This is a genomic window from Methylobacterium soli (assembly GCF_008806385.1).
Taxonomy (GTDB): Bacteria; Pseudomonadota; Alphaproteobacteria; order Rhizobiales; family Beijerinckiaceae; genus Methylobacterium; species Methylobacterium soli.
On record NZ_VZZK01000007.1, the window covers coordinates 55774 to 73739 of the forward strand.

Consider the following 17966-nt stretch of genomic DNA (forward strand, 5'->3'; position numbering starts at 1 on the left):
GCCCCGGACGCGCCGCCCGCGCGGGCCGGGAACGCCCCGGAACGGCGATCCGCCCGTGAACCCGGGAAGCGCCGTCATCGTTCGCCCCATACGACGTCCTCAGACCCCCGTGCGCGCATGACAACCCGGATCCGCTTCGACAACAGCTACGCCCGCCTGCCCGACCGCTTCTTCGCGCGCGTCGCGCCGACGCCCGTGGCGGCGCCGAGGCTGATTCACCTCAATCGCCGGCTCGCGCTCGATCTCGGCCTCGATCCGGACTGGCTCGCGAGCCCCGAGGGGGCCGAGATCCTGGCCGGGAACCGCCTCGCCGAGGGCTCCGAGCCGATCGCCACGGCTTATGCGGGCCACCAGTTCGGCCACTTCGTCCCGCAGCTCGGCGACGGGCGCGCCATCCTGCTCGGCGAGGTCGTCGGCCGGGACGGGGCGCGGCGCGACATCCAGCTGAAGGGATCGGGCCCGACGCCGTTCTCCCGGCGCGGCGACGGGCGGGCGGCGCTCGGCCCGGTCCTGCGCGAGTACCTGGTCAGCGAGGCCATGGCGGCGCTCGGCATCCCGACGACCCGCGCGCTCGCCGCCGTCGCGACGGGCGAGCGCGTCATCCGCGAGACCCTGCTGCCCGGCGCGGTCCTCACCCGCGTCGCGGCGAGCCACGTGCGGGTCGGAACCTTCCAGTTCTTCGCCGCGCGCGGGGACGTCGCGGGTTTGCGCGCGCTCGCCGACCATGTTCTGGCCCGGCATGTTCTGGCCCCGCACGCCCCGGAGGCGGCCGAGAGCCCTTATCGCGCGCTCCTGGCCCACGTGGTCGCCCGCCAGGCCGAGCTCGTCGCCCGGTGGCTCCTGGTCGGCTTCATCCACGGCGTGATGAACACCGACAACATGGCGATCTCCGGCGAGACCATCGACTACGGTCCCTGCGCCTTCCTGGACGCCTACGATCCCGGGACCGCCTTCAGCTCCATCGACCAGCATGGCCGCTACGCCTACGGCGCCCAGCCGCAGATGGCGTTGTGGAATCTGAGCCGCCTCGCCGAGGCCCTGCTGCCGCTCCTCGCATCGGACGAGGCGCAGGCGGTGGCCGAGGCCGAGGACGCCCTCGGGCGCTTCGGGCCGCATTTCGAGGCCGCCTTCCACGGCGGCCTCAATCGCAAGCTCGGCCTCGCGACCCTGCGCGCGGGCGATGCCGCGCTCGCGGGCGACCTCCTGAAGCGGATGGCCGAGAACCAGGCCGACTTCACGCTGACCTTCCGGGGCTTGAGCGCGGCGGCCGAGAATCCGGAGGCCGACGCGGCGCTCCGCAGCCTCTTCGTCGATCCGACCGCCTACGACGCCTGGGCCGTCTCGTGGCGGCGACGGCTGGCCGAGGAGCCGGGCGAGGCCGGGGCGCGGGCGGCGGCGATGCGGGCGGTCAACCCGATCTTCATTCCGCGCAACCACCGCATCGAGGAGGTGATCGAGGCCGCCGTCGAGGCATCGGATTTCGCGCCCTTCGAGACCCTTTTGGCCGTCCTGTCCCGGCCCTACGACGATCAGCCGGACCTTGCGCGCTACGCCGAGGCGCCGGAGGGCGGCGGGGTCGGCTACCGGACGTTCTGCGGAACCTGAGCATTCCCGGGCATCGAGCGCCCCCGGACGGGGCGGCCGCGACCCGCCGCGAAGGCCGGGCCTGGGTGGGAAAGGCGAGACGGCGGCGCGAGGCCAACCGTCGTCGCAAGTGCTGATCAAGCAGCGGATGATCGGATCAACCGCAGGGGCAAGGTGGCGGCCGGTCGTGCCGCAATTGAGGCGCCGGGCCGGAGCGTGCGGATCGTACCGGGCCCGCCGGGTCTGGGCAGGATCGGACGGGCCCGGGTGTCACCGATCGCGCCGGGGTGGCGGGGTCGTCCGGTTGCCAAGGATGCCGGGCTGAGCTCAAGCTCGCGCCGATGCGCCTCCCCGTGCCCCTCTCCGCGCTCCGGACCTTCGAGGCGGCCGCGCGCCGACGCTCGTTCAAGGCCGCGGCGGCGGAGTTGAACCTCACGGCGAGCGCCGTGAGCCACTCCATCCGCAAGGTCGAGGAGGCGCTCGGCGTCGCGCTGTTCGAGCGCAGCGGGCAGCGCGTCGCCCTGACGCCGGCGGGTGACGCCCTCCTCGAACATGTCGGGCGCGCCTTCGCGGAACTGAGCCGGGGGCTCGATCTCGTCTCGACCCGGGGGACCCAGCTCCTTCGCCTCCACTGCGCCCCGAGCTTCGCCGCGCAATGGCTCACGCCGCGGCTCGCCCGCTTCCTGGCCGGGCATCCGGGCTTCGAGGTCCGGCTCGCCGCCGGGATGGATTATGCCCGCTTCCTCAACGACGAGTTCGATGCCGACATCGTCTACGGGCCGCCGCGGGGCGAGGGCCTCATCCTGATGCCGCTCGGCCGGGAGACCGTGACCCCGCTCTGCTCCCCGGAGCGGGCCGCCCGCATCGGCAGCCTCGCCGACCTGTTCGGGCAGACCCTGATCCAGAGCGACAACAAGCTGGTGCGATGGCCCCTCTGGTTCGACCGGAACGGCCTCAAGGCGCCGCCTCCGGTGGCGATCCGGTTCGACCGGAGCTTCCTCGCCATCGCGGCCGCCGCCGACGGCCTCGGCGTCGCCCTCGAATCGACGCTCCTCGCCGAACGCGAGATCGCGAGTGGCCGCCTCGTGGCCCCCCTGGCCGGCCGCGCCGAGGACGTCGTCTACACGGGCCATCACCTCGTCTTCCCGGCGACCGCCCGGCACCGGGCTCCGCTGCGCATCTTCGCGCGGTGGCTCGCCCGGGAACGCTCCGTCGACCTCAGCACCGAGCTCACCTGAGGATCCCGACCCGACGTGAGATGAATTTCATTCATCACGTGCTGAGAACTACGCGTTTGCCCGGGGCGGCGGACCGAACCATTCTCCCCCCCAACGAGACAACAGAGGAAACGACTCGGGTGCCGCCGGCCGAAACGGCGCGCGGCGCATAGGGTCAAGCCGGCTTCGGGCCGGACGGCGCCGCACGACCGGCGCCATGCCTCCCCTCTCGTGACGACATCGAACGGATCGCCGGGCCGATCCGCAGGGAGGAAGCCATGCTTCTCAAGGACAGGGTCTGCGTCATCACCGGAGCCGCGTCGGCCCGGGGCATCGGCAAGGCGACCGCACGCCTCTTCGCCGCGCAGGGCGGACGGGTCGCGATCCTCGATCTCGACGCCGGCCAGGCCGAGGCGGCGTCCCGCGACATCGGCCCCGGCCATCTCGGCCTCGCCTGCGACGTCACCGACAAGGCCGCCTGCCGGGCCGCCGCCGAGGAGGTGATCGGGCGCCTCGGCCGCATCGACGTCCTCGTCAACAATGCCGGCATCACGCAGCCCCTCAAGATCATGGAGATCGAGGCGGCCAACTACGAGGCCGTCATGGACGTGAACCTGCGCGGCACCCTCTACATGAGCCAGGCGGTGATTCCGGCCCTGCGGGCGCAGCGTTCGGGCTCGATCGTCTGCATGTCGTCGGTCTCGGCGCAGCGCGGCGGCGGCATCTTCGGCGGCCCCCATTACAGCGCGGCCAAGGGCGGCGTGCTCGGCCTCCAGAAGGCGATGGCGCGCGAACTCGGCCCGGACGGCATCCGGGTGAACGCGGTGACCCCCGGCCTGATCCAGACCGACATCACCGGCGGCAAGCTGACGGACGCGCTGAAGGCCGAGATCTCCAAGGGCATCCCGCTCGGCCGCCTCGGGGTCGCCGACGACGTGGCCAATGCCTGCCTGTTCCTCGCCAGCGACCTGTCCTCGTACATCACGGGGGCGGTGATCGACGTCAATGGCGGCATGCTGATCCACTGACCGCGCCCTCGAGGAGGACACCATGCAGAGCCACCAGGACATGCTGGGCCAACAAGACATGCCGGTTCAAAAGGACATGCCGGGCCAACAGGCGCCGCGGGCCGGCACGAACGTCTCCCTGGCCGACCGGGCCTACCGGATCCGCCGCCACGCCCTCCTGATGGGGGAGGTCCAGGGGCAGGGCTACATCGCCCAGGCCCTCGGCATCTCCGACGTCCTGGCGGTCAGCTATTTCCACGCCCTGACCTACCGGCCCGAGGATCCCGAATGGGAGGGCCGCGACCGCTTCCTGCTCTCGATCGGGCATTACGCGATCGCCCTCTACGCGGCGCTCATCGAGGCGGGGATCATCCCGGAGGACGAGCTGACGAGCTATGGCGGCGACGACAGCCGCCTGCCGATGTCCGCCATGGCGACCTACACGCCCGGCATGGAGATCACCGGGGGCTCCCTCGGTCACGGCCTCGGCATCGCGGTCGGCATGGCCCTCGGGCTCAAGCGCAAATCCTCGAAATCCTTCATCTACAACCTGTTCTCCGATGGCGAGCTCGACGAGGGCTCGACCTGGGAGGCGGCGATGTCGGCCTCGGCCTTCGGCCTCGACAACCTGATCGGCCTCGTCGACGTCAACGGCATGCAGGCGGACGGCCCCTCGCGTGGCGTCCTCAATTTCGAGCCGCTGGCGCCGAAATTCGAGGCCTTCGGCTGGTTCGTCCAGCGCGTCGACGGCAACGACCTCGAGGCCCTCGTGACGGCCTTCGATGCCGCCCGCAACCACCCGGGCCGCTGCCCCCGCCTCGTCATCTGCGACACCCAGATGGCCAAGGGCGTGCCGTTCCTGGAGGCGCGCGAGCGCAACCACTTCCTGCGCGTGGAGCCCGCCGAGTGGCGCGAGGCCCTGAAGGTCCTGGACGAGGGGAGGATGCAATGAGGCGTTCGAAATACGAGCGGCCGGTCCGGCCGGAAGGCGCCGGCGCCGGGCTCAAGACCTCGGCGATGATCGCCTCGCTCGCCGCGCCGGGCCAGCGGACCCGCTCGGCGCCGTTCGGCCACGCCCTGGCCGAGCTCGCCCGGACCCGCCCCGACATCGTCGGCCTGAGCGCGGACCTGAGCAAGTATACCGACCTGCACATCTTCGCGCAGGCCCATCCCGACCGGTTCTACCAGATGGGCATGGCCGAGCAGCTCCTGATGAGCGCGGCCGCCGGCCTCGCCCGGGAGGGCTTCGTGCCCTTCGCGACGACCTACGCGGTGTTCGCGGCGCGGCGCGCCTACGACTTCATCTGCCTGGCGATCGCGGAGGAGAACCTCAACGTCAAGATCGCCTGCGCCCTCCCGGGCCTGACGACGGGCTACGGCCCGAGCCACCAGGCCACCGAGGACGTGGCGATCTTCCGCGGCATGCCGAACCTGACGATCATCGATGCCTGCGACGCGCACGAGATCGAGCAGGTGGTGCCCGCCATGGTCGCCCACCAGGGCCCCGTCTATCTGCGGCTCCTGCGCGGGAACGTGCCCCTCGTCCTCGACGAGTACGGCTACACCTTCGAGATGGGCAAGGCCAAGACGATCCGCGACGGCCGCGACGTGCTGATCGTCTCCTCCGGGTTGATGACGATGCGGGCGCTCGAGGTCGCGCAGGCCCTCGAGGGCGACCGGGTCGACGTGGCGGTCCTGCACGTTCCGACCCTCAAGCCCCTCGACGAGGCCACGATCCTGCGGGAGGCGGGCCGCGGCGGACGCCTCGTGGTGGTGGCCGAGAACCACTCGGTCATCGGCGGCCTCGGCGAAGCGGTGGCGGGGCTGCTCCTGCGCAGCGGGACCGTGCCGCCGGCCTTCCGCCAGATCGGCCTGCCGGACGCGTTCCTCGATGCCGGCGCGCTGCCGACGCTGCACGACCGCTACGGCATCTCGACGGAGGCCATGGTGCGAAGGATCCGGGAATGGCTCTGAGCGCGCCAGCCGGGCTCCCCCGCGTCGCCTTCGTGGGCCTCGGTGCGATGGGGCTGCCGATGGCGCGCCACCTCGTCGCCGCGGGCTTTCCGGTGCGCGGCTACGACCTGCGGCCGGAGAGCCGCGCCGCGCTCGCGGCGGCGGGCGCCGAGCCCGCCGAGACGCTGGCCGCCGCGAGCGCGGGGGCCGAGGCGATCATCCTGATGGTCGTCGATGCGGCGCAGGCCGAGGCGATCCTCGTCCGGGAGGGCGCGCTCGCGGCCCTGGCGCCGGACGCGGTCGTGATCCTGATGGCGACCTGCCCGCCCGGGGCGGTCGCGGCCCTGGCCGATCAGGTGGAGCGCGCCGGCCGCCGCTTCGTCGATGCCCCCGTCTCCGGCGGCGTCGTCGGGGCGGAGGCGGCCAAGCTCACCATCATGGCGGCGGCCCCCGCCGACACCCTCGCGCGCGTCCGTCCCATCCTCGACACCCTCGGCGACAAGGTCTTCCATGTCGGGACCCGGCCCGGCCAGGGCGCGACCGTGAAGGCGGTCAACCAGCTCCTGTGCGGGGTCCACATCGCCGCCGCCGCCGAGGCGCTGGCGCTGGCCGAGCGGGTCGGCGTCGATGGCGCGGTGGTGCTGGAGATCCTGTCCGGCTCCTCGGCGTCGAGCTGGATGCTGCGCGACCGCGGCCCCCGGATGCTGGAGGCCGCGCCGCCGGTGACCAGCGCCGTCGACATCTTCGTCAAGGATCTCGGCATCGTGCTGGAGGCGGGCCGCGGGGCGAAGGCCGCCCTGCCCCTCGCGGCTCTGGCCCACCAGCTCTTCCTGTCGACCTCGGGCCGCGGCGAGGGACCTTGCGACGACAGTCAGGTCGTGCGCGCCTACCGGGCCCTCAACGGCGCCCCGCCCCCGGACGGAAATCCGGCCTGAGGCTCGCGAGAGGATTTGCGCGAGAGGACCTGCGTAAGAGGCGTTGCGTGAAGCGAGAGACGTTCGGGACCACGTGACTATTCGCGATGGCCGGCGAAGACACCGGCGCTGCCGAGCCAATCTCGGCGGCACGGGGACGACGAACCAGAACAGAGCCCGGATCCACGAGACCGAGTAACGGCAAGGATCGGGTCACGCGAGACAATCAGGGAGAGAAACCATGCGCGACACGATCCTCAGCCGCCGAACCCTCCTGGCCGGCGCCGCCGCCGTGCCGCTCAGCGGCATCATCAGCCGCCGCGCCTCCGCGGCCGAGTTCTCCTACAAGCTGGCCACCGGCCAGGACCCGACCCACCCGATCAACCTGCGGGCCCAGCAAGCCCTCGACCGCATCCGCGAGGCGACGGGCGGGCGCCTGGAGATCCGGCTGTTCCCGGCCAACCAGCTCGGCTCGGACACGGATCTGCTGGCGCAGGTCCGCAACGGCAGCGTCGAGTTCTTCAACCTCGCGACCTCGATCCTGGCGACCTACGTGCCGGCCGCGAGCCTCCCGAATACCGGCTTCGCCTTCAAGGATTACGCCGCGGTCTGGTCCGCCATGGATGGCGGCCTCGGCACCTACGTGCGCGACGAGATCGCCAAGACCCCGATCCTCACCGTCTCCAAGGTCTGGGACAACGGCTTCCGGCAGATCACCTCCTCGACGCGCGAGATCCGCACGCCCGCCGACCTCAAGGGGTTCAAGATCCGCGTCCCCCCCGCCCCGATGCTGACCTCGCTGTTCAAGGCCTTCGACGCCGGCGCGGCGCCGATCAACTTCAACGAGCTGTACTCCGCCCTGCAGACGAAGGTGGTCGAGGGGCAGGAGAACCCTCTCGCCATCATCGCCACCACGCGCCTCTACGAGGTGCAGAAATCCTGCAGCATGACCGGTCACGTCTGGGACGGGTACTGGATCCTCGGCAACAAGCGGGCGTGGCAGCGCCTGCCGCAGGACCTGCGCGAGATCGTCTCGCGCGAGCTCGACCGCTCGGCGGACGAGCAGCGCGGCGACATCGTCAAGCTGAGCACCTCGCTGCGCACCACGATGTCGGACAAGGGCATCACCTTCATCGACGTCGACCGCGAGGCCTTCCGCGATGCGCTCGGCCGGACGAGCTTCTACAAGGATTGGAAGGCCAAGTACGGCGACGCCGCCTGGGCCCACCTCGAAGCCGTTTCCGGCAAGCTCGCGTGAGGAGGCCTCCATGCAACTCGAATTCGCCGCCCCGGCCGTCGGGGCGCCCCTGCGGGGCGGCCGTTCCTGGCTGAGAACCCTCGACAAGGGTCTGGGTCACCTCATCGAGGTGCCCGCCGCGATCCTCGTCGTCTTGGAGATCGTGGTGCTGTTGAGCGGGGTGGTGAGCCGCTACGTGTTCCACCAGCCCATCGTCTGGTCGGACGAACTGGCCTCGATCCTGTTCCTGTGGCTCGCCATGCTGGGGGCGGCGGTCGCCTTCCGGCGCGCCGAGCACATGCGCATGACGGCGCTCGTCGCCATGGCCGCGCCGCGGGTGCAGGCCTTCCTGGAGACCGTCGCGCTGGTGGCCGGCCTGATCTTCGTGGCGCTCGTCCTGGAGCCGGCCTACGAATTCGCGAGCGACGAGCTCTTCGTCCTGACGCCCGCCCTCGAGATCACCAATGCCTGGCGGGCCGCCGCCCTGCCGGTCGGCTTCGCCCTGATGCTGCTGATCGCGGTGATCCGCCTGTTGGAGGCCGCCGATTGGCGCATCGCCATCGGGGCCCTCGCGCTCGGCGGCGCGGTGGCGGGCGCGCTCCTCCTGCTCCAGCCGCTCCTGATGGGGCTCGGCAACCTCAACCTGCTCCTGTTCTTCGTCCTGGGCGTCGGCGCCCTGGTCTTCTCCGGCGTGCCGATCGCCTTCGCGTTCGGGCTCGCCACCTTCGCGTACATCACGCTCACCACCAGCGCGCCGTCGATGGTGGTGGTCGGGCGCATGGACGAGGGCATGAGCCACCTCATCCTGCTCGCCGTGCCGCTCTTCGTGTTCCTCGGCCTGCTGATCGAGATGACCGGCATGGCGCGGGCCATGGTGGGGTTCCTGGCGAGCCTGCTCGGCCATGTCCGCGGCGGCCTGCACTACGTGCTGGTCGGCGCGATGTACCTCGTCTCCGGCATCTCCGGCTCCAAGGCCGCCGACATGGCGGCGGTGGCGCCGGTGCTGTTTCCCGAGATGAAGGCGCGCGGCGCCAAGGAGGGCGACCTCGTGGCTTTGCTGGCCGCCACAGGCGCGCAGACCGAGACCATCCCGCCCTCGATCGTGCTGATCACCATCGGGTCCGTCACCGGCGTCTCGATCACGGCGCTCTTCACCGGCGGGCTGCTGCCGGGGCTCGTCCTGGCCGTGACCCTCTGCAGCCTGGTCTGGTGGCGCTATCGCGGCGAGGACCTGCGGCACGTGCCGCGTCCCTCGGGCCGGGTGATCGGCCGGAGCTTCGTGATCGCGCTGCCGGCGCTGGCCTTGCCCTTCCTGATCCGGGCCGCCGTGGTCGAGGGGGTCGCCACCGCCACGGAGGTCTCGACGATCGGCATCGTCTACGCGGTGCTCACGGGCCTGCTGATCTACCGGCAATTCGACCTGCGGCGCCTGTACCCGATGCTGGTGACGACCGCGACCCTGTCGGGCTCCATCCTGCTGATCATCGGGGCGGCCACCGGCATGGCCTGGGCGCTGACCCAGTCCGGCTTCTCGCAGACCCTGGCCGCGACCATGACGAGCCTGCCCGGCGGAACGCTCGGCTTCCTCGTCGTCTCGGCCCTGGCCTTCATCGTGCTGGGCTCGGTGCTGGAGGGCATCCCGGCGATCGTGCTGTTCGGGCCCCTGCTGTTCCCGATCGCCCGCGCGGTCGGCGTGCACGAGGTCCACTACGCGATGGTGGTGATCCTCGCCATGGGCGTCGGCCTGTTCGCCCCGCCCTTCGGGGTCGGCTACTACGCCGCCTGCGCGATCAGCCGGATCCATCCCGATGCCGGCATGCGGCCGATCCTCGGCTACATCGCGGCGCTCCTGATCGGCCTCGCGGTCATCATCCTCGTGCCCTGGTTCTCCATCGGCTTCCTCTGAACGCCGTCGAGCCCGAAACGTCGCCGGACCGAGCCGGACGCCCCGCGCGTCCGGCCCCGGCGGCGCATGTCCGAACCCCCTCCTTCCGCCCCGCGTGAGCCCCGATGCCAGCTTCCGAGACGAATGCCCGCCCCCCCGCCCCGCCGAGCGACCGGATGGCGGACGCGATCCGCTTCCTCGCCCTCGACGCCATCGAGCGGGCGGGCGACGGGCATCCCGGCGCCCCCCTCGGCTGCGCCGAGATCGCCACCGCGCTGTTCACCCGCCACCTCAAATGCAACCCCGCGGACCCCGAATGGCCCGACCGGGACCGCTTCGTGCTCTCGAACGGCCACGGCTCGATGCTGCTCTACGCCGCGCTTCACCTCGCGGGCTACGAGGGCCTCACGATCGAGGAGATCCGGCGCTTCCGCGAGCTCGGCTCGCATTGCCACGGGCACCCGGAGATCGCCGCCCATCTCGGCATCGAGGCGACCACCGGGCCCCTCGGGCAGGGCATCGCCAACGCGGTCGGCATGGCGGTGGCCGAGGCGAAGCTCGCCGCCGAGTTCGGGCGGGATCTCGTCGACCACCACAGCTACGCCCTCGTGGGCGACGGCTGCCTGATGGAGGGCATCGCCCACGAGGTGATCTCGCTCGCCGGCCACCTGCGCCTCGGCAAGCTGATCTTCCTGTGGGACGACAACCGCATCACCGATGACGGGGGCACCGACCTGTCGATCTCGGAGGATGTCCGGGCCCGCTTTCGCGCCGCCGACTGGCAGGTGCTCGACGCGGACGGGCACGATGTCGAGGCCGTCTCGGACGCGATCGCGCGCGCGAAGCAGGATCCGCGGCCGAGCCTGATCGCCTGTGCCACGGTGATCGGCCGCGGCCTGCCGCGGCTCGAGGGCCAGCGCGGCGCCCATGGCGGGCGCGTCTTCGCGGCCGATCTCGCCCAAGCCCGCGCGGCGCGGGGCTGGGACCACCCGGCCTTCACGGTGCCGGACGACGTCCTGCGCGCCTGGCGGGCGGGGGCGGGCGGGCGCAACCGGGCCGCCTATGCGGACTGGACGGAGCGCCTGGCCGCGCGGGATCCCGAGCAGAGGGCCGCATTCACGCGCCGGTCGCAGGCGCGCCTGCCGGAGAATTGGCAGGACGCCCTTCGCCCGGCCAAGCGCCGCTTCGCCGAGGCCGGGGAGGCACGTCCGACGATCGAGGTCTCGGCCGAGATCCTGGCCGATCTCACGCAGGCCCTGCCCGAGCTCTTCAGCGGCGCCCCCGACCTCGAGGGACCGACCCGCCTCAAGCAGGCGCTCGCCGCCTTCACGGCGCAGGACCGGCAGGGCCGCTACCTGCATTACGGCATCCGCGAGCACGCGATGGGAGCGATGATGAACGGCATCGCGGCCCATCGCGGCCTGGTGCCGGTGGGGGCGACCTACCTGGTGTTCTCGGATTACATGCGCCCGGCGCTCCGCATGGCGTCGCTGATGGGCCTGCCCGTCATCACGGTCTACAGCCACGACTCGATCGGCATCGGCCGCAACGGCCCGACGCATCAGCCGGTGGAGTTCCTGGCCTCCCTGCGCGCCATCCCCAACATGCTGGTGCTGCGTCCCGCCGACGCGGTCGAGACGGTCGAATGCTGGGAGATGGCGCTCGCCAACCGCCACGGCCCGACCTCGCTGATCCTCTCACGCCAGCCCCTGCCGGCCCTGCGGCGCATGGGCCCGGAGGAGAATCGCTCGGCCCGGGGCGCCTATGTCCTGGCCGAGGCCGAAGGGGGCGCGCAGGCCGTGACGCTCGTCGGCACGGGCTCGGAGGTGGCGCTCGCCCTCGGCGCCCGGGACCTGCTCCAGGCCGAGGGCATTCCGACCGCCGTCGTCTCGATGCCCTCCTGGGAGGCCTTCGCGCGGCAGGACGAGGCCTATCGCCGCCGCACGATCCCGCGCGACACCGTGCGGGTCGCGGTCGAGGCGGCGATCCGGCAGGGCTGGGATCACTGGATCGGCGAGGAGGGCGGCTTCGTCGGCATGACGGGGTTCGGCGCGTCGGGGCCCGCCGAAGCGCTGTTTGCTCATTTCGGCATCACCGCCGAGGCCGTCGCGGAGGCGGCGCGGGCCCGGCTCCCGGCGGCCTGACGCGCCCGGGCTCAGACCGGGCCGGCGCAGCCCGTCCGCGCGAGACGGGCGCGGGCCTCGGCGTACTGGACATCGTTCGCGCTGCGAAGGAGCGCCACGATCCGGCCGAACCAAGCCGGGGCCGGCGATGCGCGTCCCGCGAGACCGAGATCGAACCGCGCGCCGTCGAGATTGAGTCCCTTCGCCATCGAACCTGCTCCTGTCGCGGCCGGCAACCGGGCGTCCGGTCATGCCGCACTGCACAATATGCCCGAGCCGGACCGGGCGAGACAGGGTGGGAATCCGGGATCTGGCATGCGCCGGGATCAGCCGTGAGGCGGCATCGCTTCAGGATTGCTCAGCTCCGTCATGCTGCGGCGCCCCCGGATCCCGGTCCGTCGGAGGCCGATCGCCCCGATCCGCGAGGGGCCGAAGCGGGGAAGACACGGGACCTCGACGAATCGACGTCGCCTGCACGGCGCGCGATCTGCGGGTCCCGCTCCCCCGGGACGCCCGCGCTGCCGCGTGGGCCGATCGCCGGCGACATCGCCGGCAACCTGTCGCCCGGGCCGTCACTGGCGCCCGAGCTTATCTTGCCAGGGCGCAAGAGCACTCGTAGGAGAGAACAGCATCAGTATCCGCGCTTTAGAATTTAACAATTCAAAAGAACGGATGTTTCAAAGTTCTTGCGATGTCGAAGCCAGACGCCGAAACCGGAAGTGCAGGCGCGAGCCTGCGCGATGTCTCCGTCGATCCAGGCCTTGACCCATGTCTCGACCCAGGCCCCGATTTCGGCGTCGTGATCCGCACGGCGGCTCTGATGAAGGGCCATCGCGAGGTGACCATCCTGCATGCGGGCGAGCGCTACCGGCTGCGGATCACCGCCAACGACAAGCTGATCCTCACGAAATGACGAACGAACCCGCTTCCCTCCGCTGGACCCGCCGGGCCGTCCTCGCCGGCCTCGGCGGCATCGCCGCCCTCCCCCGCGCGGCGCGGGCCGCCGGGTCGCCCGCGCGCATCGCCTCGCTCGGCGGCGCCGTCACCGAGATCCTCTACCGGCTGGGCGCCGCCGACCGGATCGTGGCGGTCGACACGACGAGCATCTACCCGGCCGAGGCGCTGCGGGAGAAGCCGAATGTCGGGTATCTGCGGGCCCTCTCGGCCGAGGGGCTGCTCTCGGCCGGGCCGGACCTCGTGATCGCGGCCGAGGGCGCGGGGCCGCCGGACGTGCTGGCCCTGGTGCGCGAGGCCGGCGTGCCGGTCACCCTCGTGAAGGAGCCGCCGACCCCGGAGGGCGTCCTCGACAAGATCGTGACGGTCGGGCGCCTCGCCGGCCTCGACCGGCAGGCCGCGGAGCTCGCCGAGGCGGTCGGCGCGCAATTTGCCGGGTTGAGCCGGCAGCGCGCCCGCATCACCCGCCCGATGAAGGCCCTGGTGGTGCTGTCGCTGGCCAATGGCCGCGTCCTGGTGGGCGGCCGCACCAGCACGGCGGACGGCATCCTCGCGCTGGCGGGGGTCGACAACGCCGCCGCCGGCATCGAGGGCTTCAAGCCGATCACCGACGAGGCGATCCTGGCCGCCGCGCCCGACGCCGTGGTGCTGATGCGCAACGGCGCCGAGGCCCCCAGCCCGGAGGCGACCTTCGCCCCCGGAACCGCCCTCGGCCAGACGCCGGCCGCCGCCAGGCACGCCCTCGTGACGATGGACGGCCTCTACCTCCTGGGCTTCGGCCCGCGCACCCCCGACGCCGCCAGGGACCTGATGCGGGCGATCTACCCCGACCTCCTCCGTGGCTGAGACCGCCTTGCGGAGGGGGGACCGGCTCGGGGCTCCGCGCCGCCGGGGCGCCCTGATCTTCGCCGGTCTCGCGGTCTCGGTCGTCGCCGTCGGCCTCCTCTCCGTCGCGGTCGGGGCGGTCCGCATTCCCCCGTCCCGGATCCTCGACCTGCTGATGCGGGGCGGGGCGGACCCGGCGCTCGCGCGCGACGCCCTCGTGATCCTCAATATCCGCCTGCCCCGGACCCTGCTCGGCCTCCTGGTCGGAGCCGGGCTCGCGGTCTCGGGGGCCTTGATGCAGGGGTTGTTCCGCAATCCCCTGGCCGATCCGGCGCTGGTCGGCGTCTCGGCCGGTGCCGGGCTCGCGGCCGCCATCGTCATCGTGCTGGGCGACCGGCTCCTTCAGGCCCTCGGCTTGCCCGGGCCGCTCCCCTACGCGGTGCTGCCCGCGGCCGCCTTCCTGGGGGGACTTGCCGCGACGCTCGGTCTCTACCTCGTGGCGACCCGCTCGGGCCGCACCTCGGTCGCCACGATGCTCCTGGCCGGCATCGCCCTCGGGGCGCTGAGCGGTGCGATGACGGGCCTCCTGGTCTTTGCCAGCGACGACCGGCAATTGCGCGACCTCACCTTCTGGTCGCTGGGGAGCCTCGGCGGCGCGAGCTGGGCCAAGGTCGCGGTCAGCGCCCTCGCGATCCTGCCGGTCCTCGTCGCCGTCCCGTTCCTCGGCCGCGGCCTCAACGCCCTCGTCCTCGGGGAGGCGGAGGCCTTCCATCTCGGCATCCCGGTGGAGCGCCTCAAGCGCACCGCCATCCTGCTCGTCGCGGTCGCGGTGGGGGCGAGCGTGGCGGCGGCGGGCGTCATCGGCTTCATCGGCCTCGTGGTGCCCCATACCCTGCGCCTGCTCATCGGCCCGGAGCATCGCCGGCTCCTGCCGGCCTCCGCATTGCTGGGCGGTGCGCTCCTGGTCCTGGCGGATGTCGCGTCCCGCCTCGTCGTGGCCCCGGCCGAACTGCCGATCGGGATCGTCACCGCGCTCGTCGGCGCCCCGGTCTTCCTCTGGCTGCTGCTTGCCAGGAATCGGGGCCTCGATGTCTGAGGCGCCGCCCCTCGTCTCGGGCACGGACCTCGCCTTCGCGGCGGCCGGGCGGAACCTCGTCGAGGGGGTCTCGCTGGCGGTCGGGCCGGGCAGCCTGCAGGTGATCATCGGGCCGAACGGCGCGGGCAAGTCGACGCTCCTGCGCCTCCTCTGCGGGGAGCTGCGCCCGAGCCGGGGCGCGGTGACCTATGGCGGCGTGCCGTTGGCCGAGATCCCGCCCTGGCGGCTCGCGGCCCTGCGCGCGGTGCTGCCGCAGAGCGCCCGCCTCGCCTTCCCGTTCGCCGTCGCGGAGGTGGCCCGGATCGGCCTCGACGGGATCGGCCGCGGCCTCGGCCGCCGGGAGCGGGAGGCGATCCTGGCGGATGCCCTGCGCCGGGCCGACATCCTGCACCTCGCGGAGCGCGCCTATCCGAGCCTCTCGGGCGGCGAGCAGGCGCGGGTCCAGTTCGCGCGGGTGCTCTGCCAGCTCGCCGCCGGCCGCACCCTCGCAACCGGGCAGGCCCTGTTCCTCGACGAGCCGACCGCGAGCCTCGATCTGCGCCACCAGAGCGCGATCCTGGAGGCGGTGGACGACCTGCGGCGGGACGGCGTCGGGGTGGTGGCGATCCTGCACGACCTCAACCTCGCGGCGGCCTATGCCGATACCCTGGTGGTGCTCGCGGACGGACGCCTCGTGGCCCGGGGCAGCCCCGCCGCGATCCTGCGCGACGACCTAATCGCGGAGATCTTCCGGGTGCGCTGGCCGGTCGGCCGGATCCCGGCGGCCGGCCAGCCCTTCATCCTGCCCCAGCGTATGTTGCCGGGCGGCAACACGGAGCCGGATCGTGCGGCCAATCTGGAACCGTTTCAGCCACTGCCAGGACCGGTTTAGATTCCTGCCAATCTGCCCGCCTGGCCGGCCCGTTGACCGCACCGCGCCGGCGGCCGCATCACGGGCCCGCCGCCCGCCAGCCAGCCTTCCGCCAGCCAGCCGATCTCAGAGCGCTGTCTCCTGTCTCGCGGAACCGGTCATGGCCTCCCCTCGCATCGTCCTGTCGTGCCGCTGCTCGCTCGCGGCCGGCCTCTCGCTCCTGTCCGCCGCGGCCGCGCAGGCCCAGCCGGCCGCCGGCCCGCCCGCTTCGCTCCCGCCGGAGGCGCAGGTCAGCCTCGACACCCTCTCAGTGACCGCCACGAAGACCGAGGAGCCGGCGATCGATGCCCTCTCGGGAACCAGCGTGGTCACCCGCGCGCAGATCGAGCGCTTCCAGCCGAGCCGGCTCTCCGACGTGCTGCGGGACGTGCCGGGCGTGACCACCCAGGAGAACCAGAACGATCCGGCCCAGGCCATCAACATCCGCGGCCTGCAGGATTTCGGGCGCGTCAACGTGCTGATCGACGGGGCCCGCCAGAACTTCCAGACCTCGGGGCACAGCGCCAACGGCGTCTTCTACCTCGATCCGGAGCTCGTCGGCGGCATCGACATCACGCGGGGGCCGACCTCCACCATCTACGGCTCGGGCGCGATCGGGGGCGTGGTGGCCTTCCGCACCCGCGCGATCGACGACATCCTGGCGCCGGACGAGAGGGCGGGCGCGGTCCAGAAATGGGGCTTCGGCACGAACGGGCAGAAGTTCCTGAACGCGACGGCGCTCGGCGCCCGCATCGGCACCGGCGCGGACGTGTTCGGCCAGTTCGTCTACCGCAACAACGGCCCCTATCGCGACGGCCTCGGCACCCTGGTGCGCGACACCGGCAACGAGCTGACCGCCGGGCTCGCCAAGCTCAACCTCCGGCCCGCCGACGGTCACGAGATCAGCGGCACGGCGCTGGTCCAGAACTTCGACTTCGCCAATAACGGCACCAGCAACGCGGGCGCCCGATTCAACAACGCCGTCCAGGCCGACACCTACACGCTCGGCTACCGCTTCGCCCGGCCGGACGTGCCGCTGATCGACCTCAGCGCGAAGGGCTACTACACCACGACGCACAACACCCTGACCTTCCTCGATGATACGGCGAGCGGCCTCTACGGCAATCTCGGGGTGCGGGCCGGCAACCGGATCTCCTACGACATCGAGACCTCGGGCTTCGACATCCACAACACGGCGCGCTTCGACACCTTCGCGGTGAGCCATGCCCTGACAATCGGCGGCGACGCCGTGTTCGATCGGGTCAAGACCACGGACAATGCCGGCGGCTTCGGCCAGGCCTTCACGCCCTCCGGCGAGCGGACCCTCGCGGGGGCCTTCATCCAGGACGAGCTGCGCTACGCCGCGTGGCTGCGCGTGGTCGGCGCGCTCCGCTACGACCATTACGACCTATCCGGCGGCGCCTACCGCTCCGGCGGCGATCGCCTCTCCCCGAAGATCACCGTCGGGGTCTCGCCGCTGCCCGGCATCGAGATCTACGGCACCTACGCGGAAGGCTACCGGGCCCCCTCGATCACCGAGACCCTGGTCCAGGGCATCCACCCGTTCCCGGCCTTCAACATCCTGCCGAACCCGACCCTGCGGCCGGAGGTCGCCCACAACATCGAGGGCGGCGTCAACCTCAAATACGGCGACGTCCTCGCGCCCGGCGACACGTTCCGCGCGAAGCTCAACGTCTTCCAGAACGAGATCGACAACTACATCAACATATCGACGGTCGGCCCGACCTACTTCGTGCCGGCGATTCCCGGGATCCCGGCCTCGATCTGCGCCGCCCGGCCCGGCCGCTTCCCCTGCGTCATCCCGGTCCAGTCATTCCAGTATCTCAACGTGGCGCAGGCCGATCTCTCCGGCGTCGAGCTCGAGGGCGCCTACGATTGGGGCGGGGGCTTCGTCTCGCTGGCGGCCACCCATACCGAGGGGCGCGACAAGGCCACGCGCCAGACGCTCCTGACCATCCCGCCGGACCGGATCAGCACGACGCTGGGCCTGCGCTTCCTCGACGCGAGCCTGACGCTCGGCACGCGCCTCACCTTCGTGGACAGCCGCCTCGGCGTGCCGGCCGGCGCGACCATCCTGGCGACCAAGGCCTACGGCCTCGTCGATCTCTTCGCCTCCTACCGGGTCAACGACCGGATCCGGGCGGATTTCATCCTGCAGAACGCCTTCGACAAGCAGTTCAGGCAGTATCTCAACCTGCTGCCGAGCGCGGGCCTGACCGCGAAGGCGGCGATCAGCATCAAGTTCGCGACGCGATGACGGG

General features: G+C 71.9%; 15 protein-coding genes. 14 read left to right on the forward strand and 1 reads right to left on the reverse strand.

All coding sequences use genetic code 11. The annotated features are described in order from the left end of the window. Nucleotides 1–117: 117 nt before the first annotated feature. The 9 genes from F6X53_RS08510 (at nt 118) to tkt (ending at nt 11941) form a co-directional block, all read left to right on the forward strand. Entirely contained in the window at nt 118–1605 is a 1488-nt protein-coding gene (locus F6X53_RS08510) for a protein adenylyltransferase SelO (protein ID WP_150999487.1), read from the forward strand. Nucleotides 1606–1925: 320 nt separating this feature from the next. Then, the gene (locus tag F6X53_RS08515) at nt 1926–2822 is read left to right on the forward strand and encodes a LysR substrate-binding domain-containing protein (protein WP_150999489.1); all 897 of its coding nucleotides are present in this window, start codon (nt 1926–1928) and stop codon (nt 2820–2822) included. Between the two features lie 257 nt (nt 2823–3079). Continuing rightward, on the forward strand, nt 3080–3829 hold the full coding sequence (locus tag F6X53_RS08520) for an SDR family NAD(P)-dependent oxidoreductase (RefSeq protein WP_150999491.1): 750 nt from the start codon (nt 3080–3082) through the stop codon (nt 3827–3829). Between the two features lie 76 nt (nt 3830–3905). Continuing rightward, a complete protein-coding gene (locus F6X53_RS08525; RefSeq protein WP_150999737.1) occupies nt 3906–4760 on the forward strand; it encodes a transketolase in 855 nt (284 codons plus the stop codon). Next, nucleotides 4757–5782 (forward strand): transketolase family protein, encoded by a 1026-nt coding sequence (locus F6X53_RS08530; protein ID WP_150999493.1) that lies wholly within the window; start codon nt 4757–4759, stop codon nt 5780–5782. The genes F6X53_RS08525 and F6X53_RS08530 overlap by 4 nt, the downstream gene beginning before the upstream one ends. Further along, a complete protein-coding gene (locus tag F6X53_RS08535; protein ID WP_150999495.1) occupies nt 5773–6696 on the forward strand; it encodes an NAD(P)-dependent oxidoreductase in 924 nt (307 codons plus the stop codon). Before F6X53_RS08530 ends, F6X53_RS08535 begins: the two co-directional genes overlap by 10 nt. A 220-nt stretch (nt 6697–6916) precedes the next feature. After that, the gene (locus F6X53_RS08540) at nt 6917–7933 is read left to right on the forward strand and encodes a TRAP transporter substrate-binding protein (RefSeq protein ID WP_150999497.1); all 1017 of its coding nucleotides are present in this window, start codon (nt 6917–6919) and stop codon (nt 7931–7933) included. A 10-nt stretch (nt 7934–7943) separates the two neighbouring features. Then, entirely contained in the window at nt 7944–9818 is a 1875-nt protein-coding gene (locus tag F6X53_RS08545; protein WP_150999499.1) for a TRAP transporter large permease, read from the forward strand. A 104-nt stretch (nt 9819–9922) separates the two neighbouring features. Next, nucleotides 9923–11941 carry a transketolase gene (tkt, locus tag F6X53_RS08550; RefSeq protein ID WP_150999501.1) on the forward strand — a complete coding sequence of 673 codons (2019 nt, stop codon included), beginning with the start codon at nt 9923–9925 and terminating at the stop codon, nt 11939–11941. Nucleotides 11942–11952: 11 nt separating this feature from the next. Here tkt and F6X53_RS32245 read toward each other — a convergent pair whose 3' ends face one another. Further along, complete coding sequence (locus tag F6X53_RS32245) at nt 11953–12129, reverse strand: hypothetical protein (RefSeq protein WP_191970751.1); 177 nt, start codon at nt 12127–12129, stop codon at nt 11953–11955. A 482-nt stretch (nt 12130–12611) separates the two neighbouring features. Here F6X53_RS32245 and F6X53_RS08555 point away from each other — a divergent pair, with 482 nt between their 5' ends. The 5 genes from F6X53_RS08555 to F6X53_RS08575 all read left to right on the forward strand — a co-directional run bounded on the left by F6X53_RS08555 (nt 12612) and on the right by F6X53_RS08575 (nt 17962). Beyond that, entirely contained in the window at nt 12612–12833 is a 222-nt protein-coding gene (locus F6X53_RS08555) for a hemin uptake protein HemP (protein ID WP_150999503.1), read from the forward strand. Then, nucleotides 12830–13720 carry a heme/hemin ABC transporter substrate-binding protein gene (locus F6X53_RS08560; protein WP_150999505.1) on the forward strand — a complete coding sequence of 297 codons (891 nt, stop codon included), beginning with the start codon at nt 12830–12832 and terminating at the stop codon, nt 13718–13720. Before F6X53_RS08555 ends, F6X53_RS08560 begins: the two co-directional genes overlap by 4 nt. Then, nucleotides 13713–14795: a FecCD family ABC transporter permease gene (locus F6X53_RS08565; RefSeq protein WP_425324685.1), complete on the forward strand. Its 1083-nt coding sequence runs from the start codon at nt 13713–13715 to the stop codon at nt 14793–14795. The genes F6X53_RS08560 and F6X53_RS08565 overlap by 8 nt, the downstream gene beginning before the upstream one ends. Continuing rightward, nucleotides 14788–15666 carry a heme ABC transporter ATP-binding protein gene (locus F6X53_RS08570; protein ID WP_150999507.1) on the forward strand — a complete coding sequence of 293 codons (879 nt, stop codon included), beginning with the start codon at nt 14788–14790 and terminating at the stop codon, nt 15664–15666. Before F6X53_RS08565 ends, F6X53_RS08570 begins: the two co-directional genes overlap by 8 nt. 139 nt (nt 15667–15805) lie before the next feature. After that, the gene (locus F6X53_RS08575) at nt 15806–17962 is read left to right on the forward strand and encodes a TonB-dependent hemoglobin/transferrin/lactoferrin family receptor (protein WP_150999509.1); all 2157 of its coding nucleotides are present in this window, start codon (nt 15806–15808) and stop codon (nt 17960–17962) included. The last annotated feature ends 4 nt before the right edge of the window (nt 17963–17966 follow it).